This window comes from Amycolatopsis sp., from assembly GCF_025464955.1.
Lineage (GTDB): Bacteria > Actinomycetota > Actinomycetes > Mycobacteriales > Pseudonocardiaceae > Amycolatopsis.
Map to the genome: position 1 here is coordinate 1 of NZ_JAODNM010000099.1, position 26,666 is coordinate 26,666.

Sequence of the window (26,666 nt, forward strand, 5' to 3'; positions counted from 1 at the left end):
GCACCCGAGCCCGGTCATCTCGATCCGGACGGCGTCGCCGGGGATGAGCCACTTCGGGGACGCCATCCCCACCGCCGGACCCGCCGGCGTACCGGTCGTGATGATGTCACCCGGCCGAAGGGTGGTGAACACTTCGTGATGGTCGCGCTGATGTCCTCGCCGATGACCCAGCTGGAGTTGTCCACACTGGTCAAGATCGACAAGTCCGTCATCTCCGCGACCCTGGACTCCCTCGAGGCCAAAGGACTGGTTGTCCGAACCCCGGATCCGCGCGACCGCAGGGCTCGCCGGCCAACCCTGACCGCCCGCGGACGCAAGCTCTGCCAGCGTGCAACAACTGCGACACAGAAGGCCGCGCAGGATCTCCTCGGCCATGTCGACCCAGCCCAGCGGCAAGCCTTCCTCGACGTACTCCGGCACTACGCCTTTTCCGAGTTCGCCGACGCTCCAGGGTTCACGCGGGACCCGCAGAAGTAGAGGTTGACCCGGCAGGCCTGACCATAGTCGCGAGCCAGAACGCGGTCAAGGACTGTTCAGTCCTTACGGTACGCCCGGGGTCCAGCGATCCCCCGGCCGTTCACGTGCGATCCGGACCCGCAGCGAGCTCTCCTGGCCGCGCCAAGGCGGCCAACGCCGAGGCCACGTCGAACTCGTCGTCGAGCCGACTGGCCTGGCGGAGTAGTTCGGCCAGGCCGGCCATCAGCAACTCGACCATGTCGTCGGCCGGGAACGGGTACCCGTCCTGGATCCAGCCGACTGCAGCCTCGCTGACCGCGACGAGCCAGGCTCGCAACACAAGCCGGACAGCGGGCCGCTTCGGCGCGAGGCCGAGAATCTCGCTGACGGCATGGATGGCCAACTCTTTGGCGGAGTCGATGATCGCGCGACTGTCGGGATCGGCGCTGAGCATCAGCCCAAGGTAGGCAGCCGGGTTCTGCTGGATCGAGGTGAAGTGGCCGCGGATGAGGTGTCGGATCCGCGTGGCAGCAGGGCCGGGCGGCGGCGAGTCTTGGGCGAGCTGGCGGGCGATCTGCCGCATGGCCTCCACGTGGATGCCCCGCTTGTTGCCGAAGTGGTGGGCGACCAGCCCGTAGGCGACTCCGGCGGCGTCGGCGAGGTCGTGGACCGACACCTCGTCGTAGGGCATGTCCAGGAACAGCTGAACCGCCGCATCGAGAAGTTTGCCCCTCGTCGTGGCCGCGCGCTCCGCTCGGCTGGTAGTCATGGCGCACAGTTTAGCTGACTTGCTATCAATGATCCCAAATCACTGTGGGTCTGCTCAGGAGTTTCCTGGTCGGTCGCCCGGGCCGAGGTCCGGCAGTGACAGGCCATTGAGCAGAACCTCGGCCACGTTCTCGGCATAGACGCGAACCTGCTTGTCGTCCGCCGAACCCAGTTCGGGAACCATGAGTGAAACGAGGCCAATCTGGCCAAAGGGAGCCGAGCCACCCGAGGTGAGCAGGAAGTAGAAGATCTCGGTGGGGATGTTCTTGATCCTCCCCTGCTCGCGCAGCTGTTCGAAGACCGGCATGAAGTGCGATTGCACCGGCTTGATGTAGCTGCGGTAGAGGTACTCCGTTCGTTCGGTGCGAACGGCGCCTTCCACGGTGACGATCCGGGCGAGGTAAGGCCTGGTGGCCGAGTACTCGATGAAGTTCCGAATCAGCATGCGCAGCCTGATCATCGGGTCGGCTGCTTCGTCGTCCGCGCCCTCCAGGTACTCCAGGAGACTGCGGAACGCCCAGTCGACGGCAGCGCGCCACAGCTTGGCCTTGGACCCGAAGCGTTGATAGAGAAGATTTCGGCTGACACCCAGTTGGTCGTTGACCGTCTTCAGTGAAACACCGTTGTATCCGTGTACGGAGAATGCCTCGATCGCCGCCGCCATGACCTCGTCCACGGGAGCGAACTGGGCGTCCTTGGGCGGGCGTCCGCGAGGACGGGTCACACGGGGTGGAGTATCCGGCATGGGAACCACCTTAGTGGCGCCTGCTGTTCCCCGGCCCCGACCGGGGAACAGCAGGCGTCGCGAGTACTCGACTGGATCATCGTCCTGCTCAGCGCGGCCCGCGCGAGGGCGTCGGCTCCTACCGCGCGAGCTTGTCGACGGGCTTGAACTTCGCCTCACCACCCTCAAGGTGCGTACTGAGGAATTCCTGACGAGCGCGCCTGTTGGTCTGATCGATCCGCCCGGCCACCCCGGGGACAAGCCGCCGCAGGGTCTCGCGGGTCACGTTGGGGATCACCCGGGCGAGCGGGGCGTACCGCCACCACCCGGGGTCGGGCAAGCCCGTCGCGGTGTAGGCATCCTTGCCCAGGTAGAAGCGTGCGTGGCCGAGCTGCGTCCGGTAACGCAGTGTGCCGTAGAACTGGCGCAGCCCCCGCGCGTCATCCGCGGGCCGGAAGGTGTCCATGAACGAACTGCACAGGTGTTGGGAGTCCTTACTCGGGCTCGGCACCTCCACCAGGGTGATCAGCAACTGGGCGCGGAAGCCGTCGGTCACGGTCTCCGGGAACCACGGCGAATCGACACCCATGAGGTACCCGACATAGCGCCAGTGATGCATCATGGCTTCGACGTCGTAGTCGGTGGGACGGTATCCATTGAGCTTCAGCTGCTGTCCGGGGGCGAACGAACTGAGCAGGAGCGTCCCGAACATCCCGAACTGGCTGATGGGCACCCCGAGTTTGCCGCGGTCCCACTCGGGGTGTGGCAGCAGGGTGTGGCGGATCATCGAGTGCAGGGTGCGGACGAACACCGCGGAGCGGCGTCCGGCGCCACCGGGGCGCATGGCACCGGGCTCGGTGGTGTCCGTCCACAGGCGACAGGTCTCGAGGAACCGGCCGAACGCCGACCCGCCGGTGTAGGCACCGGTCAGCGCGAGCGGTTTGGCGATGGTCTCCAGCGCGTAGCCCGGGAATGAGACCATCCCGAAGTACGGGTAGAGCTCCTTGTACCGCCGGAAGACCTCGGCTCCGTGTTCGACCTTCGCCCAGTCGACCCAGTCGGGATCGGTGTTGATCTGTTCGAACAACGCCACCAGTTCCGGGGAGGGGTCGCTGACGCTCTCGATGCCGTCCTTGAGGGCCTGCTCGACATCTTTCCTGGCGCGTGCCTTGCCTGTGGGTGTGGCGAACGCGGCGTCGATGTAGGCGTCGCCGAGGCGGTCCCCGGTGTTCATCGCCCGCCCGAACGCCTCTGCCAGGTCCTCGGGGACATCGAGGTGGCTCTTGGCTATGCGCTCGAGCTGCCGCTTGGCGCTGTTCGCCACGGGGGTGTCGACGAGGCGGTGGTATGAAAAGCATTCCGGGATCGGCACGTCGGTAAATTTCGTCATCGATGTCACCATTTTCGTGTTGGTGGGTTGGCGAACTGCGTCATCTGGGAGTTGGGCCGGAGAGTTCTTCGGCCAGTCGGACTGCGGTGCGGTCGGCGGCCGGCTGGTCGGCCAGGGTCTCGTCGCGGTCCAGCAGTGCGGCGATGAACGCCTTGCCGCGCAGACCGCCTTGGGGTGGCCCCGCCAGGATGTGGGTGTGGGGGCAGCCCTCTCCGAGGGAGTAGGTGTAGACGCGTGGCGAGCCGGTCACCTGCGTAACGGCCGCACTCACCCGGGAGAGCAGCGGGCCGAGCTCTGCGGCCTCAGACCGGCTGAGCTCCGCGAGGCCTTCGGTGTGCCGCAAGGTCTGGACCGCGACCCAGCCCGGGACCGGCAAGGCGGGATGTGTGGACACTCCCCAGTGGACTGTCCGCAGTAGCCAACCCCGACCGGTAGTGGCCAGCGCGCCGGCCCGGGCGCACAGCGCGCATCCACCGGCGGTCACTGCGCGGCCTCGCGTGTTTGTGTGTGTTCGGTCGCGGCGATCGTGTTGGTCAGGGTCCCGATGTTCTCGACGGTGACCGCGACGACGTCTCCGGCCCGTAGGAACCGTCCCTCGGCCATACCCGTACCGCCGGGTGTGCCGGTGAGGACGACGTCACCGGCTTCGAGGGTGAGAAAGGAGCTGACACACGCCAGCAGTTGAGGTATCGAGAAGACGAGTTCCGCCGTTGAGGAGCGTTGGCGGACGACCCCGTTGACCTCGGTCGTGATTCCCAGCCCGTCGTGCTGACGCAGCTCGTCGGTGGTCAGCAACGCGGGGCCGAGCGGCTTGAAGCCATCGAACCCCTTCGCCAGCGCAGGACTGGCCATCGGCAGTGCCGGGTTCTCCCCCGCCTGGATGTCGCGCGCCGAGAGATCATCGGCCACTGTGGCGCCGGCTACGAAATCCCACGCGGACTTTTCGGGGATGTCACGGCCGGTGCGTCCGATCACGACGGCGAGCTCGCCTTCATAGTCGACCTTGTCCGGAGCAATGCGCGGCAGCCGTACGACGGAACCACCGGCGGCGACCGCCGAGCCTGGTATCAAATGGAAACGGGGGAAGGACGGCAGCGGGTTGCCCGTTTCGGCGGCGTGGTCGCGGTAGTTCAGGCCGATGATGACGATCTTGCCCGGCCGTCTCACCGGCGATGCGAGCGTGGCCTGGTCCCAGGCGATCTCCTTCCTGGTCTTCGCGCCTCCCAGCTCGGCCAGGCGCCCTCCGAGGATGAAGTCCTCCAGCGTCCGGCCGGCGTCGTCAAGAAGGTGCAGCTCGCCGCGGACTACCCGGGCGATGCCGTCGCTGGTCTGTGCGAGCAGCATGGTGTTCTCCGTTTCCGGCAAGGGCTGGTACCCGTGCCTGTCAGGGGCGGCCGATCACCTTGTCCACCACCAGATCCGGATCGTCGGGGCAGGCGTCGCCACGCCAGGCGACAATGCCGTCCGGACGGACCAGCGCAAGGGCGCAGCCGTACAGCTCGCGGGTGCCCGCGGCGCCGGTCCAATCCTCGTCCAGGGGAATTCCCCGTTCCCGGAATGCCTTGGCCAGCAACCCGCTGTCCACGGCGGGAGCGATGTTGAGCAGGGTGAAACGCCCACGGAACAGATCGAGCACGGACCGTCCGTCGGCCAGCGCGATATGCGGGGCCCGGTGCCCGGGCCGCGCCGTCGGCACGTACTCCTCGGGATCGTCGGGAGGCTCAGCAGTGCCATCGGACACGATGAGCGGCGAGTCGGGATAGCGCAGGCCGAGCTGGATACCGAGGGACCGCCACTCGGTCTGACGGGTCGCCACGATCCGCCTGCCGACGAACGCGCGAGCCTCTTCCTGCCCGGGATCATCCAGCGTCGGGTCGGGCAGGATCGCGTTGTCCACACGGTAGTTGTGCCAGGCTCGGCGGACCATGCGCTCGGCGTGCGGACGACGTTCGGCGGTGTAGGTGTCGAGCAGGGCGTCCGGTGCCCAGCCGCGCAGCACTGCTTCCAGCTTCCAGCCAAGGTTGGCCACGTCGCCGAGGCCGGTGTTCATGCCATGCCCGCCCGAGGGCCACATCCGGTGCGCGGCGTCGCCGGCGAGCAGGACGTGCCCGGACCGGAAGGACTCGGCCACCACCGCGTCACCGCTCCATTCCCGGGTGTCGAAGACCTCCACCTCCCCAACAGTGCAGTCGAGCGCGTCGGCGATGGTCGAGCGGACGTCCCCGACGGTGGGCTGCTCCCCGTCCTTAAGGGGGTAGGTGACACGCCATACGTCGCCGCCGTCGAGCGAACCGAAAATCATCCGGCGGGGGTTGATCGAGTAGTACTGAACGGCCGGGGCGTGCGGGAACCGGCGGCGCAGCCCCGGCAGCTCGACGAAGGCGCCCTGCCACCGCGCCCGGGTCTGGTCGGAGTCCCGCAGCGAGGCGATACCCAGCGTCTTGCGGATCGGAGATCCGGCGCCGTCACAGGCAAGCAGGAGCCGGCCGCGGACCATCCGGAGACCGTGCTTGACCGAGGAGAGCCGTACCGAGACACCATGCCTGTCGTCGTCGAATCCCTCGAAGGTCCACCGGAAGCGAAGGTCCACGGTGGACTCCGCGGCCGCGCGCGCTCGCAGCGCCGGATCGAACCAGAACTTCGGCCACCAGACGCCACCTTCGGGACTCAGTCCTTGGGTGGTCGTGCGTCGGTCGGAGTTGGACGGCCGCGGGAATCGGGCGAGTTCGTAGGTCGTCATGCGGGAGACGAACGAGATGTCCCGCGGCTGGTCCGCGGGAAACCCGCTGCGCCGCACTTCGTCGGCGATTCCCCAGCGGCGAAGAAGTTCCATGGACGCCGTGTCGATGGATTCCGCGGTCGGGTAGCGGACGACGCCGTCGTCGCGTTCGACGAGGAGAACGGAGAATCCACGGCCGCCTAATTCGATCGCATTCGCGATGCCCACGGGGCCGCCGCCCACGATGACGATGTCGTAGGTGTCGTTGGTGATGTCGCCGGTGGGTCCCGGCGTCGAGACGGGTGTCATCGTTCCCAGAGCATTTCACTGAGGTCCCGTCCGGCCCGCGTGCCCGCGAGCAGGCGTTCGGGGTCCAGCGGGAAGCCGTTGGGGTTGTTCTTGAACTCGTCGGTCGCCATGAACGTCCGCAGCTCCTGCTGAGAGGAGAAGTTCAATGAGGACAGTTCGACCTTGTTCCCGTCCGGGTCGCGGTAGTAGAAGCTCGTACCGGGTCCGTGGTTGGACGCCTCGACCGGGAGGTGGCCGCTGTTCTTGAGCGTGCTGTAGAGGTCGAGCAGCGCGTCGATGGTCGGGGTGCGCAGCTGGAAGTGGTGCAGGCCGCGGGAGGTCGGACCGGAACCGATGTCCTCGCACTCGAAGACGGCGATGCGCTGGCTGTAGGGCGGGTCGAAGTAGAAGTCGAGGAAGCAGATGCGCGACGGCTCGTCCGGGTCGTCGGACGGGGGCGGCGTCATTTCCACGGTGCGCGGCTGCGCCAGCAGCAGTGAGTAGAAGTCACAGAGACGGTCGTATTCGGTCGTCCGCAGTACGACCTCCGACAAACGTATTCCTGACATACCGATCGTTCCTTTCCTGAGGAGATGGGATACGGATCAATGCAGCAAGACGGCCTTCACCACAGTTCCCGAACGAACGTCGTCCACGGCCTTGTTGATGTCGTCCAGCGCGTAAGTGCTGATCATCGCCTCGAGGGGGAAGAGGCCCTTTTCATGGAGGGCCAGTACGCGCGGCACCAGGACAGCGGGCGCCTGGTGACCGACGATGGACCCGGTGACGGTGCGACCTTCGAGGATTCCGAAGGCGTTGGTCCGCAGATCCGCGCCGTCCGGCGCGATACCGAGGATCGCCGCGCTTCCCAGCGGGGCGAGGGCCGCGACGGCCTGGGACATCACCTCGGGCACTCCGGTGGACTCCACGCTGAAGTCCACACCCGCCCCGGAAGTCAGCTCCCGGACCGTCTCCACGCAGGCGCCGCCGTTGGCGTCGAACACATCGGTGGCTCCGAGCTGAAGCGCGAGGTCGAGGCGGGGACGATGAATGTCGCACACGATGATCCGCGAGGCACCGGCCACGGCTGCGGCCATGACCGCGCTCAGCCCGACGGCTCCGGCGCCGAACACGGCGATCGTGCTCCCCGGGTACACCCGCAGCGCGTTCCAGACCGCCCCCGCCCCCGTGATGACGCCACAGCCGAGAGGGGCGAGCACATGATCGGGCACGGTCGTCGCGGGCACCCGGATGAGACTGCTGAGGCGGCAGAGTCCGTAGCCGGCGAACGACGATTGACCGAAGAAGTGGTCCCGCACCGGCTCGCCCGCGGCGTCGTGAAGCCCGACGGACCCGTCGGCGCGCTGGGCACCGAAGTTCAGCGGGAAGTGCTGAGGGCAATAGGCGGGCTGGCCTCGCAGGCAGTTCTGGCAGGTGCCGCAGAAGCTGAAGCTGGCCACCACGCGGTCCCCCGGGCGGAATCCGTCGACGGCGGAGCCGACCGCTTCGACGACTCCGGTTCCCTCGTGCCCGGCGACCACGGGGAAGGGGGTCGGCAGCCGTCCGGCGGCCACCTCCAGATCCGTGTGGCACAGCCCGGTCGCGGTGAAGCGCACCAGCACTTCGTCCGGGCGAGGGTCGTCGATGCTCAGTTCTTCCAAGCAGAACAGGTCGTGGTCCGGCCGGCACACCGCGGCTCTCATCGGAGCGTCACCGCCGTCAAGTCCGGAAAGTGCGGACCGACCAGGGGTGTGTGTGCCGCACGCAGCTGGTGTGCCCAGTGCGCGCGGGTGGCCGCGCCGAGTTCGGCGTCCCAGTCGAAGCCGCAGCGCCAGTCGGGGTGGTCCAGCGCGGCCGGGTGGTGGAAGAGATCACCCACCAGGGCAAGGCTCTGGCCTTGAGATTCGATCACCGCGACGGAGCTGCCCGGTGTGTGGCCGGGTGCGTGGACGAGGCGTAGCCAGCCGAACAGGGACACCGAGTCGCCGTCCCAGAGCGCGGCCGTGTCACCGAGCGGGCTGACCTTTGACCGCACGGCCTCGTCGGCGCGCTCGTCGACGAAGTGTTTCCAGTCCTCGGCGTGAATGTGGTGCCTCGCACCGGGAAAGACGGGCCGGCCATCGGTGGAAGCCCAGCCCACGTGGTCGATGTGCAGGTGACTGAGGACCACGTCGGTCACCGAGTCGAGCGGGCAGCCCAGCTTCTCGAGCTGGATGGGCAGCAGTTCGCGGACCGCGGGCGGGTCGCCTCCGGGGACCAATTGGGGGGCGACACCGCCGCCCAGGTCGAACACGACCCGGTTGCCCTGCTCGTCGGTGGCCAGAAATCCACCGAACGGGACCGGGAGCAGACCATCCTCGCCGATCGTGCCGGGCAGGCTCCGCCAGGTGGACATCGACACGTCGGGGTAGAGCACGCTCGGCGGCATCGGCAGGACGCCGTCGAGCAGGGGCTGAACGGTCACATCACCAATTCGCATGGTGCCCTCCAGGTCGGGCGGGATATCGGCGGGCCGCGGCGCCTGCCGGCACCGGGTCAACCAACCTGGGATCGAGACTAGGCATAAAAGTGTTAGACGTCAATTTATTGTTGTCGTCGTTCCATTACAGCCAACACGAGGTGATCCAGTGCCCTGGGTTCTGTCCGCGACACGCCAGACCGACGGTTCACCCGTCCGAGTGTACGGATCAAATTGACCGTCGACACTTTACACTCTAGGGTTGATCACGCAGCGATCAGCGTCGACACCCCGTGGCCGAGTGCCTGCCGCGAGCTGTCCCGGATGTTCACGTCCCACGAACAAGAGGAGCGGCATCATGACCGGTCAACGTATTGACATCCACACCCACGCAATGCCGGACCAAGCAATGGCGGCGCTGGCGGGGCGGGGCTTCAAACCGACCGGTGGCTACAAGATCTCGGTGCGGTGGACACCGGAAGCGGCGCTCGACTACATGGACCGGCAGCAGATCGCCGCACAGCTGGTATCGATGCCGATGGCCTTCGGGGGATCGCCCGACGACCCGGAGTTCGGGACACGTCTGTCCCGGATGATCAATGAAGGGCACGCCGAACTGATCGCCAAGCACCCGGGCCGGTTCGGCGCCTTCGCCTCGATACCGGCAGACGGCCCCGACGAGGCGCTGACGGAGATCGCGTACGCGCTGGACGAACTGGAGCTCGACGGCGTGGTGCTGACCACGAACGTGATGGGCCGGTATTTCGGCGATCCGTCCCTCGAACCGGTACTGGCGGAACTGGCGCGGCGAGAAGTGCCGGTATTCGTACACCCGGTCGACTGCCCGCACATCGACATCCTCGGCTTCGGCCGCCCGAGCTCGATCGTCGAATTCCCCTTCGACACCGCACGCACCATCACCAACGCCCTCTACACCGGCGTCTTCCAGCGGATTCACGGCCTGAAACTGATACTGGCCCACTGCGGCGGGGTCCTGCCGATGCTCGGCTGGCGCATCGGCGAACACACCGTCATGGGACGAGGTCCCGAGGATGCGGACATCGACCCCGCCCACGTCGCCGAAGTACTGCGCGGGCTCTACTACGACACCGCACTGGCCGGCAGCCGCAACTCACTGCTGCCGACCTTGGAGGTCACCAGCTCCGACCACATCCTCTTCGGCACCGACTGGCCCGCCGCCCCCGAACCCACAGTCGAAAAGAACATCGCCAACCTCACCGCCTTCGACGGCTTCACCAACGACGAACTACGCGGCGTCGAACGACACAACGCACTCAAGCTCTTCCCCCGCTTCGCCTCTCGTTGATTGTGTATCATTGATCCTGAATCAACAAATTCGAGGAGGCCGCTATGGGAGACATCGCGATCATCGGGGGTGGTCCCGCCGGGCTGACGGCGGCCATCGCCCTGGCTCGGCGCGGCGTCCGCAGCACGGTGTTCGAGCGTGAAGCCCACCCCGACCGCATGCCGCGCTTCAACCCCAACCGCTCCTACCCGATCGACCTCACCGGCCACGGACTCAAGGCTGTGCGCTACATCGATGCCGTCGAGCACTTCGACACCCACATGACCGCGTTCCACGGGATCAGGAACGGCGGCGGGGTGCGCGACCCGTGGCCCGAGCCAGGCTGGATCGGCTCCCGCGGGGACATCATGAGGGCACTGATGTCCGTCGCCGAACAGCGGCATCGCGACATGATCGACTTCGTGTTCGACAGCGACGTCTCCAGCGTCGACGTGCACGTCGGAGAGGTGGCAGGGCAGCGCTTCGACCTCCTCGTCGGCTCCGACGGCGCGGGGTCGGCTGTCCGCGGGGCAATGCTCGATCAGGTCGACGGGTTCACCGTGGAGACCTCCGCCGTCCCCAACTACGGGCTGATCCTGGAGCTCGACCAGGTCGGCGACAGGCTGGACAAGCACTGCCTCAACGGGCTCGGGTTCAGTCCGCTCACCCTGGCCGCGGTGATCAACGACGACGAAAAACCGGACGGTGTGCGCTGGATCTGCGTGGTCGGGGTGAAGAAGCCGATCACCTTCACCTCCCCCGGCCAAGCCACTACCTGGCTGCGTAAGAACACCCCGCGCGTCCTGGACCTGACCAGCGACCGGGCGGTCGCCGAGTTCTCTCGACGCGAAGGCGTTCACCTGGGCCAGCGGCTGACCTGCTCGAGCCTGTATGGCGGCCGGGCGGTGCTGCTCGGCGACGCCGCCGCCGCGTTTCCACCGGTCGGCCAGGGCGGCAACGCGGCACTGGAATCTGCGATGGTCCTCGACCAGTGCCTGGTTTCCGGACCGCTCGACACCGCCGGTGTCCGCTACGACGCGGCCTGGAAGCCCGAGGCGGACGCGGTCTCGTGGATCGGCGGACAGGTCCGCTACCAGAACCCCCGAATGCTCGTCCGCGCGCTTGTCTCGGGTGCCTTCGGCATCAACGTTTTCAAGCAGGCCAAGAGCTCCACCCGCTCCTACTCCGACGTGCGCCACGCGGCCCGCCGCCTGGGGCCGATCTGGGCATGACCTCTCGCCGTCAGAGACGCCCTCGTCCGGCGTCCTGCCTCAGTGGATATTCGAACGGGACCAGAACGGACTGAGATCAAGATCAACAGGCGATTTTCCGGCGACGGCAACATGCTGCAACGCGTCGGAAGCCGACGGAACGAAGAGGAACAGAAGCCGCTAACCCTGGAGACAAGCTGACGACGAGCTCCAGCGCCTCTCCTTCTGCGCAGCACGAAGATGCGTACCGCGTCCGCCGCCTGGATCACATGCTCGGTGTCGAGTTCCCGAGCTCGACCCGGTCACTGGGTCAGTGTGTCGAGGAAGGTCAGAATGCGTTGCCAGGTAAGGGCTGCCGCTTGGCCGTCATGGTCCGGCAGGTCGGCGTCGAGATAGAAGTGGCCTGCCCCCGGGTAAGTGAAGACTTGCGCGGTGGCGCGCGCACCGCCCGCGGCTGCCCGCCAAGCAGCTACGTCGGCCGGGCGTGCGAACGGGTCCGGATCGGCTACGTGCAGCTGCGCTGGAAGGCCGGCGCGGGCGGCCCCGGGAATCGTGGCCAACCCGTGCAGGAGCAGCACCCCGGCGGTGTCGGGCCGCCGCGGCAGCAGCGAGTCGACCACGCCCGCGCCCATCGAGAAGCCGGCCAGCACGGTGCTGTCAGGCAGGCTGTCCATGGCGTCCTGCGCCCGACGCACGATGGTGGCCCAGCCGATGCGGTCCTTGAGCTCGAAGCCCTCCTCGAGGGTGGTGGCGACCTGGCCCGCGTAGAGATCAGGTGTGCTGACCGTGTGCCCCGCGGCTCGGAGCCGACCGGCAGCGCGAATCTCCACGGGTCGCAGGCCGAGGACGGAGTGGAACAGCACGACGTCGGTCACGAGTCCATCCTGCCCGAAGACGGCCCTTCGCGTGTGTCGCGCGTCACGGAATGCCTGTCGATCTTCGGCGCTACACAGAGGTAGAAATCGCTCGAACCCGAGGGAGTGACATGTCCGCCACCGCCATGCCGGAAGAAGCGTAGACCACTTTGCTGGTACCCGTGCTCGACGACTTCGACTTCCCACTCGTCGACGGAGCTGCCTGCCGCATCGACGACCCCGACTGCGAAGCCTGCCAGTAAAGATCGGAGCGGAGATCGCCCGTGGCAAAGACGACGCTGGCGGGTCGGCGCGCCGGCGAACGGTGCAATATCTGGCCGGTATCGATAGGCCCAGGAGCCTCCGGCGCCATTCTCGTCCGATTGTTCACCACCACCGGCATTCAGTCGCGGCAAAGCGAATCTCCGGTGAGGCGATCGTGAGCCCGGGACCCGCACCCGCCACGAGTACGTGCTGACCGATCGGGGACGCGCCGGGCGCGGAAAGCGCGCAGATTGGCTCTGCTGCCGTCGCAGCTGAGCGTCCGGGAGCGACTGCGTCCGGCTGCAGCCGAGGCACCCCGACGAGAACCACAGGGTGGTGGGCTGTCCCCCGCACCGCCCAGACCCGAGCGGTGAGCGCGATGGATCCGTCGGGGCCGGCCGGTAGCCGGATACGCAACAGCTCGCGCAGGGCCTGCCGGCGCTCGTCGGTCAGGGACATGGCGTAGTGGGGTGCAGGCCCCTGGCCGTCGAGGAACGGCGTCCAGTAGTCGTCGAAGTCGGTGAACACCGTCGGCACCTCGATCGCCCGGACTGTGACCTCGCCCAGCCCGGCATCGGTCCACAGTTGTTGCAGGACAACGGGTTCACAGATCGGGAAGCGGCAGGCTTCGTCCAGTTCGGACGCGACGGGGTCGAGGGAGGCGGCGGCGTCCCAGAAGTGCCGGATGACGGCCATGCCGCGCGCGTAGTCCCAGACGTAGGCGGCGGTTGTGCCGCCTCGCTTGGTGACCGGGCGAAATTGAGCGCCAGCCCACTGACGACGGCGTCGAAACGGTGGTCCGGCAGCGACTGCGCGTCGCCGGCGAGGAAGGTCGCCCGGGGGTCGCTGATCCGCGCGCGAGCGGTGGTCAGGAACATCTCGGAGGTGTCCACGCCGACGATCCGGGCGGGGTCGGTCGTGGCCAGAACGGTCGCGGCCAGAGCCCCCGTGCCACAGCCCGCGTCCAGCCAGTTCCCGTCGGCGGGCAGGTCGAGCCAGCGCAGGAACGCTACCGCGACTGGGCGGCTCCAGCGACCGACGTACGCCTCGTACGCATCGCCGACCGCCCACACCTCGCGCTCGACCCGCCGACGATACGGCGTGACCGAGTACAACACGAGCCCACGCACTCCCCCTGATCGGCAGCCGGCCCTCAGAGACCGAGCAAGGTTCGCAGCGTGTGATCCAGGATCTTCTCGCTCGCCTCCGCGGCAAGACCGGAGTTCTGAATGTGAGTCACCGCGTCTCGGTAGTAATCGCCGTCGAGGTAGGGAAAGTCAGTGCCCAGAACGAGCCGATCGACCCCGAGCGACTCCGCTGCCCCGCGCAGGGCGGGCGGGTAGTTGTGGCTGACCGTGTCGTACCACATGCGCCGAGCGGTAGTGCTGGGCAACTCGGTCAGTTCGCCCAGGTCTCGCTGGTACTTGTTGTCCAGCCGCTGCAGGAGCATCGGCAGCGCGCCGCCGAGATGCGCGTTGACGATCTTCATGTTCGGGTAGCGGGTCGGCACGCCGGCGCGGATGAGGTGCACTACGTCCACAGTGTCCTCGATGGGCGCGCCGATCAGCCAGGTCAGGTCGAAGTCGTTGATCATCGGCGACCCGATACCGCTGCCCGCCGGGTGGATGAACAGCACCGCGTTTCGCCGGTCGAGTTCCGCGAACAGCGGCTCGAACAGCGGGTCCGCGGCGGTTCGGCCGAGTACGTCGGTGGTGATCGCCACCCCCACCATCCCGAGTTCGTCCAACGCCCTGGTCAGTTCGGCCAGAGCCGCGTCGACATGCGGCAACGGCAACGCCGCGAACGCGGAAAACCGGTCCGGCCACCGCTCGACCACCTCCGCGTAGAAGTCGTTGGCGAACCGGGCCGCCGCCACCGCGGCGTGTTCGTCGGCCAGGTGCGGCGACTGAGGGGTTACAGACAGCACCTGGCGATCGACGCCGGCGGAATCCATCAGTTTCAGCCGCGCCGTCAGCGCCTCTTCACCCACGTCGGCCGCCGGCACCTTGGCAACCCCGGTGCCCGCTTTTCCCGCTTGAGCCAACAGTTCGAGGTAGCGCTCACTCCACAGGTGCGCATGTACGTCGATTCGCATCCGACTTGCCTCCTCTTGACAACCGCTGACAACTGTACTGTACAGTATAGTACATGAACGAAGGTCGCCCTGCCCCCAGTGGAGCTCGCGCCAGCCAGAAGAGGCGGGCCATCCTGCACACCGCTCGCGAGGCGTTTCTCCGTGACGGCTTCGAGGTCGGCTTGGATCGCATCGCCGCCGAGGCCGGCGTGTCCAAGATGACGGTGTACAACCACTTCCGCAGCAAAGAGATCCTGTTCACCGCGATCGTGGAGGGCGCCCTCGACGAGGGGCAAGGCACTTACCTGGCCGGGTTCGAGACCCGCATCGCCGAGTCGACGGATCTCAGGTCCGACCTCACCGAGTTCTGCGAGCTTTGGGTGGCCAGCCTCACCGCGCCGAAGATGATCAGCCTGCGCAACCTGGTCAGCGGTGAACTTCGGCGTTTTCCCGAGCTCGGGGAAGCCTGGCTGACGCAAGGACCGGCCAAGGTCCACGCCGCCATCGCGGGCGGACTCGATCGGCTGGTCGAGCGCGGGGAACTGTCCATTCCGGACGTCAACCTCGCCGTGCTGCAACTGTCCGGCCTTGTGCTCTCTCCGCATCTGGTCTACGGCACCTACGGCGAAGCTCCGGACACGGAACTCACCGGACGGCTGATCAGGTCCGGAGTGGACATGTTCCTGAACTTCTACCAGAAGGAGTAGCTGTGGCCAAGATGGAAATTATTCATCTTCCGGAATTCGACCCGGAGATCAACTCCCTGTTCGTGCCCGCGATCCGAGTAGGTGACCTTCTGTACTTGTCGGGCGTGTACGCGGCACCGCCGTATCACCACCACCCGCACCGCGAGAGTGATTTCGAGTCGATTCCCAAAGGCAGCGAGCAGCAGGCGCGGCTTACCTACGGACATCTCAAGTCCGTTCTCGAGGCGGCCGGGTCAAGTTGCCGGCACATCGTCTCGCTCACCCGGTTCCTCACCAACCTCGAACGCGATCAGGACGTCGTGAACCGCGTTCAGGCGGAGTTCCTGGGCGGCCATCTGCCGACCAGTACCACGGTCGAGATCGGCAGGCTCGCGGCACATCCCGACCTCCTGGTGGAAATCCACGCCGTCGCGGTGGTCGCCGACGGCTCCGATTCACCGGTATGACGAAGATCCGAGCCGGCAGGCACTGATTCCGTTTGCCAGCCGGTGCCGACAAGGCTACCCTCAAATTAGTCACTAATCATTACTATAAGACTCTCTTATTACCCGACAGCTTTTCTGCCAAGACAGGAAGTGGACCATGACCGCCCAGACCAAGTTCACCGAACGACTGACCAAGGACAACGCCGCACTGCTGCTGGTCGACCACCAGGTCGGGCTCTACAGCGGGATCCGCGACATCTCACTGCTGGAGCTCAAGCACAACGTGACCGGCCTGGCCAAAGCGGCGACCGTGCTGGGCGTCCCCATCGTCGTCACCACCGTGGGCGCCGACGGCATGTGGGGGCCCGTCATCTCCGAACTGGGAGACGCACTCCCGGACAGCCTGGAGATCATCGACCGTGCGACGGTCAATGCCTGGGACGACGAGCGTGTCCGCGCCGCGGTCGCCGCCACCGGACGCAAGAAGCTGATCATCACTGGAATCTCCCTCGAGGTGTGCGCCGCGTTCCCGGCGATCGCAGCCCTCAACGACGACTACGACACGTATGTCGCCGTCGATGCTTCCGGCACCTTCAGCGACACCAAGCGCGAAACGGGACTCCTGCGCATGCAGCAGGCCGGGGTCATCCTCAGCGACTACGCCACCCTCGCGGTGGAAATGCTCGCCGACAACACCTTGCCTGAAGCAGGCGCAGTCTACGGTGCCCTCGACATGCCCTTCGCCACCCTTGTCGGGCAAATGTACGCAGCCGCTCAGAAGTAGGGCCAGCCCATGAAAAGGACGGATATCGGCCCTCGGGTGATCGCCGGCAAGTTCGCTTACAACCGGGCGATCCGGGTGGATGACCCCGGCTCTTGGCTGTTTGTGTCCGGCCACGAGGCGCGAGGCGACGACGGCAGGATCGCACACCGCGGCGACATGGCGGGCCAACTCGCCTTGACCGTGAAACGCCTCGACGAAACGGTGACCGAAAGCGGGATGACGATGGCCGACATCGTGCAGATCCGTATTGTCACCACCGACCTCACGGAATGCAAAAAACACTACGGTGTCCTGCTGGACGAACTCGCCCGCCGAGAATGCCGCCCAACGAGCTTGCTGGCTCAGGTCGACGCACTGTCCGATCCGGACATGCTCGTCGAGATCGAAGCGGTCGCCGTCCAAGGCAAGCGGGCCTGAGCACCGCGGGAGACGTTTCCACGCCCCGGTGCCGTCGGTAGCACCTTCCAAAATTGTACTGTAAGGTACATTTATGAAGGCACTGCCGACGACGCCGAAGGGGCTGCGAACCCGAGCCACCATCGTCGGCGCCGCCGCGCGGCTGATGCACGACCGAGGCCTCGCGGCGCCGTCCATGGACGAGGTCCTCGTCGGGAGCGGAACCGGAAAATCCCAGCTCTACCACTACTTCGACGGCAAGCAGGACCTCGCGGTCGCGGTGCTGCACCACCAGTTCGAGCTGGTGATGGCCGCCCAACCCGCCTTGCATGACCTGTCCTGCGACGACCTCGGCCGGTGGCGGAACGAGGTGCTGCGCGCCCATCGGGCCAGCGGCCTCGGCACCTGCCCGCTCGGGGTGTTCGTCGGCCAGACCGACCACGATCCCGTGCTGCGAGCCACCCTCGCCGAACTTTTCGCGCGCTGGCAAGGCGTCCTCTCCGACCTGGTCTCGCGTGCCCAGGCCGCCGGACGCGTACGCGCTGACGTCGATCCCGCCACTGCCGGACGAGCACTGCTCACCGCGCTGCAAGGTGGCACGATCCTGGCCCACCTGCACGCCGACCCGGCACCGCTGGCCCAGGCGCTCGCCGACGCGATCGCGCCACTGTCGGGCACCGCCCGCACGAGAGAAGACACATGACCCAGCACCGAAGGGAAGTCCAGGACGGCATGCGGATCGCTGGGACGTACCAATCCCGATGACGGAAGGCACGGTCCTGCGCGCGGACGTCTTCCGCCCGGCGGACGAGGGCCGCCATCCGGTGATCATGACGCACGGTCCGTACGCCAAGGGGCTGGAATTCGCCGAGGGCCACCCGAACATGTGAAAGCCGTTGTCCACCAAGTATCCCAGGACTACTACGAGTGCATCGAGTGGGCAGGCCGCGATCTTCGGCGGCACCACCACGCTCGTCTCCGGCCCGGACAAGCAGTCCTCCCTGCTGCGGCCCCGCATCCCCCGCGACCAGCACGCGACAACCACCCGCTGCGGGGCCCTTCCCCGGCTGACACCACGAGACCTCAGGAAGACCTCAACCGCTCCTGGTCGGTGCGCTGCAGCGAGGAGCATGACGACGTCGCGAAGGTGCCATGAGGCGACTCTGTGTATATGGAAATCGACCCGACCGGCCGATGCCATGGTGAATGAAAGTACGAAAGGGCAGTCGAAGGTGCAGAGTTTCGGCGCATCCGAATCAGTCAACGGGAACTCATGAGTAGGTCGAAACGATTGATGATGCTGCCGGCGAGCATCCGGGGTGGTATCGAGCATCTTCTCGGTCGCCCCGGCTTCCGCCTCGACGGCGACCGGTGGAGTGGATTTCAAGGCGTTCACCATGTGGTTCGACGTCGGCGAACTGTCGAACACCAACACATGCATCCCCGCGTGGGTCACGGACGCTACCGCGACGCATCGGGCAGCGACACGTGGTCGACACTCACGTTTTTCTGCCGACCTGGCGGCGTGTTGGGGGTGGTCACCGTCAAACGTCAGGCTCGTTAGGTCGTTCCAGTAGAGGTGCTGCGTCGGCTTCGGCCCGGCCATCAGGTTCACCGAACTGTACTGATGCACGTCCGGCGCCTGCCGGGGACAATTCTCCGGGCAGGCGCCGTTCTCGTGCGCCAGGCCGGGGTTGTCATGACTGGTCACCATCGTCGCTTCGCCGTAGCGTTCGGACGTCCATCGCGCACATCCGAATCAGACAGGAGAACCGCATGCGCATCCTACGCATTTTGCCGAACCTTCCAGTGGCTGACGTCGAAGCGGCGAAGAGCTTCTACACCGAATACCTCGGGCTGAGTAGCGAGGCGTTCAACCTGGGTTGGGCGGCCCGCTACACCTCCCCCGACGGCAAGGCGATCGTCCAACTGGTGACGGGCGACGCGACCGCACCCGAAGATTCCGTCATTTCCGTCCAGACCGACGACATCGAAGGTGCTTATGAGGAAGCAAAAAAGCGCGGCTACGAGATCGTGCACCCGCTGGCTACCGAGCCGTGGGGAGTACGCCGGTTCTTCGTCCGCGCCCCCGATGGCAACGTGCTCAACATCGCCCACTACCGGGATTGACGCGGCCGTTTGGTCACCGGACCTTGCTCTGACATCATGAGCAAACGGAACTTCGTTCCAGTAGTGCTACGGAACGTGGTTTCGCTTGACATCAGAGGTGGAGGAAACGCGCGGTGAACAACGAAGGCGCAGGTCAGACGGCCCGGCCCAAGCGGGCGGACGCCCGGCGCAACGAGGAGACGCTGCTCGACGCAGCCGCCGCACTCTTCGTGACGTCGGGTGTGGAGGCGCCGGTACGCGACATCGCGGCCAAGGCCGGCGTCGGAACCGGCACGATCTACCGTCACTTCCCGACGCGAGCCGACCTCATCATCGCCGTCTACCGCCACCAGGTCGAGGCCTGCGCCGAGGCGGGTCCAGCTCTGCTGGCGAGCAGCGCAAGCCCCCATGCCGCACTGGGGTCATGGATCAACCTCTTCGTCGACTTCCTCGTCACCAAGCACGGACTCGCCGCCGTACTCCGGTCCGACAACGCCGGCTTCGACACGCTGCACGCCTACTTCCTCGACCGGCTCGTACCCGTCTGCACACAGTTGCTCGAAGCCGCGGACACGGCTGGCGAGATCCACTCCGATATCGAGGCCCTGCAACTCATGCGCGGTGTCGGGAACCTCTGCATCGGCGCGGACAGCGATTCCCGTTACGACGCGCGCCGGCTGGTCGACCTCCTCATTGCGGGACTGCGCCTACCCCACTAGCGTCCTGCTGAGCGGTGGCGCACTACACGGAAAGTGGCTCATCGCGGTCACCTGTAGCGAACGCCAGGTCCCGAGAATCGTCGATCAGCGCTGCGGGGTCGGTGCAGTCATCGCACACTGAGATCACCAGAACATAAGGCAGTCCACAGAACCTGATACTGACCAAGGCACACCGCTAACCGTCCATAATCGAGGTCGGGCTCGGGTCCGGAATCGGGTCCACTGCTTGCACGAGGTCGTGAGCAGTCTGGTCCGCCCTGGACGCTTTGGCTGGCGTGCCCAGACAAGCGGTGGGGTTTCAAGCTGGTGCCGGATGAATGTTTCCGCTCCAGGCAAGGACTCCGGGAGTCCGTCGCGCGCGATCCGCACTCGCCACTCCGAAAATGCATAAGATCATGGTGAGTCGTCGGCGGGAATTTCACCCGCCGCCGCTCTCAGAACCGTGCGTGGCACTCTCGCCGGTGGTGTCACGATCGCCGCGGCGCTTGATCTCCGCGAGGATTCGCCCCTGCTCCGCTTCCGCGCGCCGTCGGGTTTCCTCCAGGTTGATGTATTCCGTCACGAGCACAGATGGTCATGGATGTCGCGAGACCACGCACGTGCTGCGTTTGCGTCACTGTCTGGAAGCACGGCGGGGGAATGTGAGTGACGCCCGGGCTCAACGACCGGTGATGGGCGGCTGCACCAGCGAGACGGAGGGGGCCGGCGATCCGCTTCGGCACCACGCTGTCGAGCGGGGGACGGGCCATTTAGAGCTAGCTGAGCTCGGGCCCGAAGCCGGTTGAACCCACGGCAGACATGCCCAAACGTGTAAGTTGACGCCTAATAGAGCGGCAACTGGGCATACCTCTGGAGCGAACGTGGAGTGGCGATATTGACGGCAAGGTGCTGCCGGATCGTCTCGATGAACTGCGGCGGCGACGGAGGCATCGGACTCTCCACGAACCGGCCCAGCGCGACGTCGTAGCGCGGCCCCGTGGCGGGCTCGATGACGTCGTGTCCATCCGCGCGGAGCTGGGTGACGTTGCGCCGCACGGCGGGCTTGGCCCACATCTCCGCGGACATGACCGGGAAGAACACGACCGGGGACTTGGCCGCGGTGACGGTCGCGGTGAGCATGTTGGGTGCGGCACCGGCGGCGGCCGCGGAGAGGACGTTGGCCGTCGCGGGGAGAACCACGAACAGGTCGTGCTCCTCGGCGAGGCTGACGTGGTTGTCCCGGGGCCAACTGGCGGGGTCGTCCCCGGTGACCACCTTGTCGGGGTTCTGATCACCCCGCTCCCTCCACTATGGATCGACACATCCGCCGCGGACTGACCGTGCGTGCCCCGATCGCTGTCAATCCGTGCCACTGCCCTCGCGGTACGCCCCAGGCGTGATAGCGGTCACCTGGCGGAACGCGCGGTGCAGCTGGGCCGCGCCGCCGAAGCCGCACTCATGAGCCACCACCTCGAGCCGTGAACTGTCCACAAAAGTCAACGAACCCGGGGTGAGGATCGCATTGCGACCGTCCTGCGAGACCATGCCGTGGCCTTCGAGCTGGATGTTGGCCAGCAGATGGTGTTCGCTACCGCGTATGATGAAACCTCGGGTGCGGTCCACCCGCTGCGCCTGCGAAGAAAGCCTCGAGAACCCGACCCCGTCGATGCAGCTACGAGGTAGCTCCATTGTGCAGCCGACCCACTTCGGTGGCCATTCGGCGAGTCCCGGTGGAGGTCAGCTGGCGAGGTGCTTGCCGAAAAACGCCACGATCTCGCCCACGACCTCGGCGGTGGTCCACGGCAGCGCGGACTCCGGGTCGCCGCCCAGGATGGCCGCCAGGTCACCGTGACCTGCTCCGCTGAGCACGTAACGGGTGCTGTCGACCCCTTTCGCTCGCAACGCGGTGTGCAGGAGCAAGGTCTGGCTGGGCGAGATGATCCGGTCATCGTCACCGTGGAACAGCAGGAAGGCGGGACTCGCGGAGTCGACGTAGGTAGCCGGGTTGGCCCCGGCGACCGCTGCGGGGTCGGCGCCGATGGCCATGCCGCTGTCCGGGCCGTACACGAACGCGGCCGTGGAACCGCCCGGCCCGACATAAGCCTCTTGGGTCGCCGGGTCGAAGTCCGCCTGGATCTTCGTCAGGTCCGAAGGCCCGAACTTGTCCACCACCGCCTGGACGTCACTGCGCTGGTCCAGGTTGTCCCCGGCCTCGAAGGTCTTGACCCCGTTGGTGGTGCCCGTCATGGCCGCGAGGTACCCGCCCGCCGACTCGCCCCACACGCCCACCTTCGCCGGGTTGATCCCGTACTCGTCTGCGTGTGCACGCAGGTAGCGAATCGCGGCCTTCACATCGGAGACGGCGTCGCGGTAGGTCGCTCCTGTCGTCGTGGTCCGGTACTGGACGCTCGCGACGACGTAGCCTGCCTCGGCGATGAAAGTACGTTGGTCGAGCGCGGCTTCCTTGATCGATTGGACGAAACCCCCGCCGGAGACATAGACCACCAGCGGTTTCGTGCCGCCGGTCTTCGGAACGATCACGTCCAGCTTCAGCTCGGTTCCGGGCGCGGGCTTCGAGTAGACGACGTCGTTGTGCGTGTCGACCGCGGTCTTCCCACACTCGATCTGCGGACCGGTCGGGTCGATCACCGTGCTCGTACTGGTGTCACTCGGCGCCACCAACTTCGCCACGACCATTTTCAGCGCACCCGCGGGTGCGCCTTCGGCTGGATTCATCGTTTCCCTTTTCTCCTGATGGTTGATGTCAGCCGGCGCGGCGCGCGGCGGCTTCGAAGACCTGAGCGACGGCTCGCAACACGCGATCCGCGTCAGCTCGCTGACGATCGGTCAGCGCCCCGACCGCGGCCGCCTCCAGCGCCAGCCGCTGAGGCAGGACCTCCTCCACCGCTGCCGCACCGGCGTCGGTGATGGTGACCAGAGCGCTCCGGCGATCGGCCTGGTTCTCCTGGCGCTCGACGAGGCCTCGACGCTCCAATTTCGCCAAGGCTTTGCTCAGCGCCGCCGACGACCGCCCCATCGACGCCGCCAGCCGGCGGGCAATGGTCGGCTCGGCCCGGTGCAGGTGGAACAGGACGTCGAACTCCGAAGAACTGATGGAAGCGGCCTCGAAAACTGGCTCCAGCAGCAAATCCAGCATGGCGCCCGCGTGTTTGAGCGCGCCGATGATCACCAGCGGCGACAGGTCGAGGTCGGGGCGCGCCTCGGCCCACCGCTGCCACGCCTGCTTGTCCTCCGGGCCCACCATTGCCTCACTTCGTTGATTCATCAATTCGTTAACCGGTCAACTACCGGCTACTATATCACGCGAGGCCTGCGCGGTCCGGCGAGAGAAGACCAGGCACACCCCGGCGGCGACCAAACCGGCGGTCATGACCCCGGCCAGCGGCACTGGCGAGCCTGAGGAGAACAGCCCGGACAACGGCGAAAGCACCGCACCGAGCGTGAACTGGCCCGCCCCGACCAGCGCCGAGGCCGCGCCAGGCGAGTCCGATCCCAGCGACTGAGCGGTCGTCGTCACTGCGGGGAACACCAGGCCGAGGCCCGCGAGTGTGCCCATCAGGCAGAGCCAAGTCGCCACGAAAACACCGCCTGCCAGTGCGACGATCACAAGATGCGCGGTGCTGGTAACCACGGCGAGCGAGAGTCCGATGGCGAGCATTCGCGCTGGCCGGACGCGCGCCGCCAACGCGCCGAAGACACTGCTCGCGATGAGCATCGCCAGGGCGTTGGACGCGAAGACCAGGCTGTAGCCGGTCGGTGAGAGTCCGTAGTACAGCTCGAAGACGAAGCTGGAGTCACTCACATAGGTGAACAACGCGATCGCGGCGAGGCTGAGCACCAGCACCTGAGCAAGAAACTCCCAGCGCCGCAGAAGGACACGGAGGCTGCGAGCGGATCCGCCCGACGATCGCCGCTCGGCGGGCAGCGACTCCGGCACCCAGCGCAGCACTCCGACCAGGAGCAACGCGCTGATCGCGGCGAGCACGACGAACACGATCCGCCAGCTGCCCCACCGCAGGATCAACCCCCCGAGTGCCGGCGCGAGCACGGGAGCGACACCCATGATGATCGCCGTCATCGAGAAGTACCGTGCCCGGCGGGGTCCTTCGAACAGGTCGGTGACCACCGCCCGCGCCAGCACGATCCCGGCGGCGCCGAAGAACCCGGCCAGCAGGCGAGCGGCGATGAAGACCTCGATCGACGGGGCCACCGCGCACGCCACCGAGCACACCGCCGATCCGGCCATCCCTCCCAGCAGTAGCCGACGTCGGCCGAACCGGTCGCTGAGCGGACCGAAGAGCAGTTGGCCTGCCACGATCCCGAGCAGGAAGGCGGTGACCGACCACTGAGCGACGGACACACTGGCGTCGAGTTCGCGAGCGATGCCAGGCAGCGCGGCAACGTACATGTCGATGCCCAGTGGCGCCGTCGCGCTCAGGCCACCCAAAATCAGCACCAAGGGCGCCGCCTGGGCTCTGCGTTCGATCTCCGGCATGACGGCAACGGTAACCGATACTTCACCGGTTAACAATATGGCTTGAGTCCAGCGCCCGGCGACTCCGGCCACCGCGTCAGTCGTGCCGCGCTTCACCCCGACTGTCGTCGACGAGGCGCCCGAGCCCTTCGACCAGCGCATCGGCCAAACCGTCGGGCCAGTCTTGAATCACCCCGTCCAGGTACGAAGCCAGACCGCCGCGTAGCGCGGCGATGGCTTTCTTCCCCTTCGCGGTAAGAACCAGCAAGGTGCCCCGCGCGTCATCCGGATCCGGTTGGCGCCGGATCCACCCCAGATCCTCGAAACGGTCGGCGTGGCGACTGACCCGGGACCGGTCCAGCCCCACCTCGGCAGCCAGTTGCGCGGCCGTGCTCGGGCCGATGCGGCCCAAGCCGGACAGCACCGGATAGTTGTGCTTGTCCACGCCCTCCGGCGCGTGCGCCAGCATGCCGTCGTACAACCGTGCCCGGTTGCGGCGCTGCAGGAACTGCCCCAACACTCGCTCGAGGTCTTTGCCGGTGCTTCGCATGCGCACAGCCTAACGTGCGAGGCGCACGGATGTGCCGGTCGACATGGTTCGCCGCAGTGCATGTGCGTGCGCGGCGCACGCATGCTACGGTGGCCAATGCGTGCGCCGGACACGCTGTTTCCCGGTTCGGCCCTCGCGCCCACGAACAGGAGTTCCTTGATGACAAGCTCGCTGACAGGCCGCCGCCCCGGGCGCGCCAACCGTGTCACCTTCGGGGCTTGGGCGACGGCCGGCGTCGTCGCTGCGGTCCTGGCCGGCGGCACCACGGCCGAAGCGAGCGTTTCCCCGCCGACGGACAGCCAGACCGGCTCGGGAACGGTGTGGCTGTGCCGCCCAGGGCAGGCTTCGAACCCGTGTGACCTCAACCGGAGCAAGACCGTCGTCCGGGCGTCCGGGGACAAGACCGTCGTCGGCGCCGACCCCGACCAGGACTCGCCGTTCGACTGCTTCTACGTGTATCCGACGGTGAGCAAGGAGCCAGGAATGAACGCCGACCTGGAAATCCAGAAGGAGGAGACGGACGTCGCGATGTTCCAGGCTTCACGGTTCTCCCAGACCTGCCAGGTGTGGGCACCCATGTACCGGCAGAACACGCACGCCGCCTTCGACGCGCACCCTGACCTGAACCTGCCTGCGGCGTCGGCGAAAATCGCTTACGACAGCGTGGTTTCCGGATTCGGGGACTACCTGCTGCACTACAACCACGGCCGCCCGATCGTGTTTCTCGGACACTCGCAGGGTGCGGCGATCCTGATCAAGCTCCTATCCTCCATTGTGGACCAAAATCCCCCGTTGCGTTCGAGGGTCGCCCAAGCCGTTCTCCTCGGCGGAGATGTCGAGACCTCCCCGGGGTCGACCACCGGAGGCAGCTTCACCCACCTGCCGATCTGCGCCCGCACCGGACAGGCGGGTTGCGTGATCGCCTACTCCAGCTTCCCCAGCACGCCACCAGCCACGGCACTCTTCGGGCGCCCTGGACAGGGAGTCGCGCTGCAATCAGGACAGACCGCGAAGACAGGCGTCCAGGTCGCCTGCGTCAACCCGGCGGCGATAAGTGGCGGTGCCGCCGCACTCGACCCGTTCTTCCTCGGCACGGCCAAGGATGCCGTCACGACACCGTGGATCGAGTACCCGGGGCTCTACTCGGCACAGTGCGAGAAGGGCACCGACGGCTCCGCGTGGCTTCAGGTCACCAAGACCACCGGACCGGCCGACCAGCGCCCCATCGTCACGGTGGCGCCCACCGCCGACTACGGCTATCACCTCAACGACCCGAACCTCGCACTCGGAGACCTCGTCACCGACGTCGCGGCAGCCGAAACGACCTGGCTGAAAACGCACCACTGATGCTGATCACCAAGGAGGAAGTCATGTCGGAAAGCCCCACTCCCCTGACCCCGGACCAGCTGCTCCCCGACGGGCAGGACGGACGCGACATCAACGGCACGTATGTCCGCAAGGGCACCGTGGGCGCGTTCATCCAAAACGTGAAGTCGCTGGACTCCGCCCACCAGGGGACGCCCGAATACGACGCTCTCGTCGACCAGATCACGGCGGCGAAGCCGATGCTGGACGCACTGGAAATCTTTGCCGTCTTCGAGGTCCGGGATCCGCAAATCGCGGCGTTGTTTCAGGGCCGGGGCTGAGGACAGGTCCGGCCACAATTGGGGGCGACCTGCACGCAGTACGGACCCGAACGCCATGCCCCTACCGCCGCAGGCATTCGCAACTCGACGGCGACTTGCGGTCGCGGATAGCGCGGCTAGGGCTCGTGGAGCTAGCCTCCCCTCTACTGAAGCAAGGACCGGGGCCGACGGGCACGCGGTACGGATCCGAGCGCCACGTTTGTGCCGCTGTGGTACCACCGGTGCCGATGTGACTGCTGAGGCTCGCCTCGTCCGCTCCCATTCGTATCGGGGGATCCCTGGTCCGAATGATTCGTACCAGGGATCCCCCGATTCAGTACCGCAACGGGCCTTCGCAACTCGAC

33 protein-coding genes and 1 pseudogene are annotated in these 26,666 nt (G+C 66.6%); 13 read left to right on the top strand and 21 right to left on the bottom strand.

Annotated elements, in window-relative coordinates:
• The coding region (locus JWQ81_RS23855) for a fumarylacetoacetate hydrolase family protein (RefSeq protein WP_297544763.1) at positions 1-132 on the bottom strand (132 nt) is incomplete at its 3' end.
• Positions 133-138: 6 nt separating this feature from the next.
• Here JWQ81_RS23855 and JWQ81_RS23860 point away from each other — a divergent pair.
• Entirely contained in the window at positions 139-477 is a 339-nt protein-coding gene (locus tag JWQ81_RS23860; RefSeq protein ID WP_297544765.1) for a MarR family transcriptional regulator, read from the top strand.
• Positions 478-577: 100 nt separating this feature from the next.
• Here JWQ81_RS23860 and JWQ81_RS23865 read toward each other — a convergent pair whose 3' ends face one another.
• From JWQ81_RS23865 to JWQ81_RS23905, 9 genes are all read right to left on the bottom strand, one after another.
• On the bottom strand, positions 578-1,225 hold the full coding sequence (locus JWQ81_RS23865) for a TetR/AcrR family transcriptional regulator (RefSeq protein ID WP_297544731.1): 648 nt from the start codon (positions 1,223-1,225) through the stop codon (positions 578-580).
• Positions 1,226-1,279: 54 nt separating this feature from the next.
• Positions 1,280-1,888: a TetR/AcrR family transcriptional regulator gene (locus JWQ81_RS23870; protein WP_297544732.1), complete on the bottom strand. Its 609-nt coding sequence runs from the start codon at positions 1,886-1,888 to the stop codon at positions 1,280-1,282.
• A 199-nt stretch (positions 1,889-2,087) separates the two neighbouring features.
• Positions 2,088-3,338 (bottom strand): oxygenase MpaB family protein, encoded by a 1,251-nt coding sequence (locus JWQ81_RS23875; protein WP_297544733.1) that lies wholly within the window; start codon positions 3,336-3,338, stop codon positions 2,088-2,090.
• A gap of 40 nt (positions 3,339-3,378) precedes the next feature.
• Positions 3,379-3,732, bottom strand: a complete 354-nt coding sequence (locus JWQ81_RS23880; protein WP_297544734.1) for a hypothetical protein — start codon at positions 3,730-3,732, stop codon at positions 3,379-3,381.
• 86 nt (positions 3,733-3,818) lie between these two features.
• Positions 3,819-4,682 (bottom strand): fumarylacetoacetate hydrolase family protein, encoded by an 864-nt coding sequence (locus tag JWQ81_RS23885; protein WP_297544735.1) that lies wholly within the window; start codon positions 4,680-4,682, stop codon positions 3,819-3,821.
• A 40-nt stretch (positions 4,683-4,722) separates the two neighbouring features.
• Positions 4,723-6,366, bottom strand: a complete 1,644-nt coding sequence (locus tag JWQ81_RS23890; RefSeq protein WP_297544736.1) for an FAD-dependent monooxygenase — start codon at positions 6,364-6,366, stop codon at positions 4,723-4,725.
• Positions 6,363-6,914, bottom strand: a complete 552-nt coding sequence (locus JWQ81_RS23895) for a VOC family protein (protein WP_297544737.1) — start codon at positions 6,912-6,914, stop codon at positions 6,363-6,365. The genes JWQ81_RS23890 and JWQ81_RS23895 overlap by 4 nt, the downstream gene beginning before the upstream one ends.
• A 36-nt stretch (positions 6,915-6,950) precedes the next feature.
• Positions 6,951-8,048, bottom strand: a complete 1,098-nt coding sequence (locus JWQ81_RS23900; RefSeq protein WP_297544738.1) for an NAD(P)-dependent alcohol dehydrogenase — start codon at positions 8,046-8,048, stop codon at positions 6,951-6,953.
• Complete coding sequence (locus JWQ81_RS23905) at positions 8,045-8,824, bottom strand: MBL fold metallo-hydrolase (protein ID WP_297544739.1); 780 nt, start codon at positions 8,822-8,824, stop codon at positions 8,045-8,047. The genes JWQ81_RS23900 and JWQ81_RS23905 overlap by 4 nt, the downstream gene beginning before the upstream one ends.
• Before the next feature lie 337 nt (positions 8,825-9,161).
• Here JWQ81_RS23905 and JWQ81_RS23910 point away from each other — a divergent pair, with 337 nt between their 5' ends.
• Together JWQ81_RS23910 and JWQ81_RS23915 are read left to right on the top strand one after the other, a co-directional pair.
• A complete protein-coding gene (locus JWQ81_RS23910) occupies positions 9,162-10,130 on the top strand; it encodes an amidohydrolase family protein (RefSeq protein ID WP_297544740.1) in 969 nt (322 codons plus the stop codon).
• 44 nt (positions 10,131-10,174) lie between these two features.
• On the top strand, positions 10,175-11,341 hold the full coding sequence (locus JWQ81_RS23915; protein ID WP_297544741.1) for an NAD(P)/FAD-dependent oxidoreductase: 1,167 nt from the start codon (positions 10,175-10,177) through the stop codon (positions 11,339-11,341).
• Positions 11,342-11,622: 281 nt separating this feature from the next.
• On the opposite strand, the gene JWQ81_RS23920 is transcribed toward JWQ81_RS23915, so the two are convergent.
• The 4 genes and pseudogenes from JWQ81_RS23920 to JWQ81_RS23935 all read right to left on the bottom strand — a co-directional run bounded on the left by JWQ81_RS23920 (position 11,623) and on the right by JWQ81_RS23935 (position 14,533).
• A complete protein-coding gene (locus JWQ81_RS23920) occupies positions 11,623-12,195 on the bottom strand; it encodes a dienelactone hydrolase family protein (protein ID WP_297544742.1) in 573 nt (190 codons plus the stop codon).
• 366 nt (positions 12,196-12,561) lie between these two features.
• Positions 12,562-13,134 carry a hypothetical protein gene (locus JWQ81_RS23925; protein WP_297544769.1) on the bottom strand — a complete coding sequence of 191 codons (573 nt, stop codon included), beginning with the start codon at positions 13,132-13,134 and terminating at the stop codon, positions 12,562-12,564.
• Positions 13,135-13,232: 98 nt separating this feature from the next.
• Positions 13,233-13,568: pseudogene (locus tag JWQ81_RS23930) on the bottom strand (class I SAM-dependent methyltransferase); the annotation flags it as partial.
• A gap of 23 nt (positions 13,569-13,591) precedes the next feature.
• Positions 13,592-14,533, bottom strand: a complete 942-nt coding sequence (locus JWQ81_RS23935) for an amidohydrolase family protein (RefSeq protein ID WP_297544743.1) — start codon at positions 14,531-14,533, stop codon at positions 13,592-13,594.
• A gap of 53 nt (positions 14,534-14,586) precedes the next feature.
• On the opposite strand from JWQ81_RS23935, the gene JWQ81_RS23940 reads away from it, so the two are divergent.
• The 8 genes from JWQ81_RS23940 (at position 14,587) to JWQ81_RS23975 (ending at position 19,652) form a co-directional block, all read left to right on the top strand.
• Positions 14,587-15,219: a TetR/AcrR family transcriptional regulator gene (locus JWQ81_RS23940; RefSeq protein WP_297544744.1), complete on the top strand. Its 633-nt coding sequence runs from the start codon at positions 14,587-14,589 to the stop codon at positions 15,217-15,219.
• A gap of 11 nt (positions 15,220-15,230) precedes the next feature.
• Positions 15,231-15,665: a RidA family protein gene (locus JWQ81_RS23945; RefSeq protein WP_297544767.1), complete on the top strand. Its 435-nt coding sequence runs from the start codon at positions 15,231-15,233 to the stop codon at positions 15,663-15,665.
• 136 nt (positions 15,666-15,801) lie between these two features.
• Positions 15,802-16,428: an isochorismatase family protein gene (locus tag JWQ81_RS23950; protein ID WP_297544745.1), complete on the top strand. Its 627-nt coding sequence runs from the start codon at positions 15,802-15,804 to the stop codon at positions 16,426-16,428.
• A gap of 36 nt (positions 16,429-16,464) precedes the next feature.
• Positions 16,465-16,845, top strand: coding sequence for a Rid family hydrolase (locus JWQ81_RS23955; protein ID WP_297544746.1), 381 nt, complete (start codon positions 16,465-16,467; stop codon positions 16,843-16,845).
• A 73-nt stretch (positions 16,846-16,918) separates the two neighbouring features.
• A complete protein-coding gene (locus tag JWQ81_RS23960; protein WP_297544747.1) occupies positions 16,919-17,527 on the top strand; it encodes a TetR/AcrR family transcriptional regulator in 609 nt (202 codons plus the stop codon).
• A gap of 58 nt (positions 17,528-17,585) precedes the next feature.
• Positions 17,586-17,714: a CocE/NonD family hydrolase gene (locus JWQ81_RS23965; protein ID WP_297544748.1), complete on the top strand. Its 129-nt coding sequence runs from the start codon at positions 17,586-17,588 to the stop codon at positions 17,712-17,714.
• 886 nt (positions 17,715-18,600) lie between these two features.
• Positions 18,601-18,954 (top strand): VOC family protein, encoded by a 354-nt coding sequence (locus tag JWQ81_RS23970; protein WP_297544749.1) that lies wholly within the window; start codon positions 18,601-18,603, stop codon positions 18,952-18,954.
• Between the two features lie 113 nt (positions 18,955-19,067).
• Positions 19,068-19,652, top strand: coding sequence for a TetR/AcrR family transcriptional regulator (locus JWQ81_RS23975; protein WP_297544750.1), 585 nt, complete (start codon positions 19,068-19,070; stop codon positions 19,650-19,652).
• Between the two features lie 418 nt (positions 19,653-20,070).
• Here JWQ81_RS23975 and JWQ81_RS23980 read toward each other — a convergent pair whose 3' ends face one another.
• The 7 genes from JWQ81_RS23980 to JWQ81_RS24010 all read right to left on the bottom strand — a co-directional run bounded on the left by JWQ81_RS23980 (position 20,071) and on the right by JWQ81_RS24010 (position 24,676).
• Entirely contained in the window at positions 20,071-20,214 is a 144-nt protein-coding gene (locus tag JWQ81_RS23980; protein WP_297544751.1) for a hypothetical protein, read from the bottom strand.
• A gap of 260 nt (positions 20,215-20,474) precedes the next feature.
• Positions 20,475-20,906 carry a flavoprotein gene (locus tag JWQ81_RS23985; RefSeq protein WP_297544752.1) on the bottom strand — a complete coding sequence of 144 codons (432 nt, stop codon included), beginning with the start codon at positions 20,904-20,906 and terminating at the stop codon, positions 20,475-20,477.
• Positions 20,907-20,990: 84 nt separating this feature from the next.
• A complete protein-coding gene (locus tag JWQ81_RS23990) occupies positions 20,991-21,320 on the bottom strand; it encodes a hypothetical protein (protein WP_297544753.1) in 330 nt (109 codons plus the stop codon).
• Positions 21,321-21,368: 48 nt separating this feature from the next.
• A complete protein-coding gene (locus JWQ81_RS23995; RefSeq protein ID WP_297544754.1) occupies positions 21,369-22,367 on the bottom strand; it encodes an alpha/beta hydrolase in 999 nt (332 codons plus the stop codon).
• A 28-nt stretch (positions 22,368-22,395) separates the two neighbouring features.
• Entirely contained in the window at positions 22,396-22,896 is a 501-nt protein-coding gene (locus JWQ81_RS24000; RefSeq protein ID WP_297544755.1) for a MarR family transcriptional regulator, read from the bottom strand.
• 36 nt (positions 22,897-22,932) lie between these two features.
• Positions 22,933-24,147 (bottom strand): multidrug effflux MFS transporter, encoded by a 1,215-nt coding sequence (locus JWQ81_RS24005; protein WP_297544756.1) that lies wholly within the window; start codon positions 24,145-24,147, stop codon positions 22,933-22,935.
• 76 nt (positions 24,148-24,223) lie between these two features.
• Positions 24,224-24,676: a MarR family transcriptional regulator gene (locus tag JWQ81_RS24010; RefSeq protein WP_297544757.1), complete on the bottom strand. Its 453-nt coding sequence runs from the start codon at positions 24,674-24,676 to the stop codon at positions 24,224-24,226.
• A 159-nt stretch (positions 24,677-24,835) separates the two neighbouring features.
• On the opposite strand from JWQ81_RS24010, the gene JWQ81_RS24015 reads away from it, so the two are divergent.
• Complete coding sequence (locus JWQ81_RS24015; RefSeq protein WP_297544759.1) at positions 24,836-26,023, top strand: DUF3089 domain-containing protein; 1,188 nt, start codon at positions 24,836-24,838, stop codon at positions 26,021-26,023.
• 23 nt (positions 26,024-26,046) lie between these two features.
• Positions 26,047-26,322: a hypothetical protein gene (locus tag JWQ81_RS24020; RefSeq protein WP_297544761.1), complete on the top strand. Its 276-nt coding sequence runs from the start codon at positions 26,047-26,049 to the stop codon at positions 26,320-26,322.
• Positions 26,323-26,666: the final 344 nt, after the last annotated feature.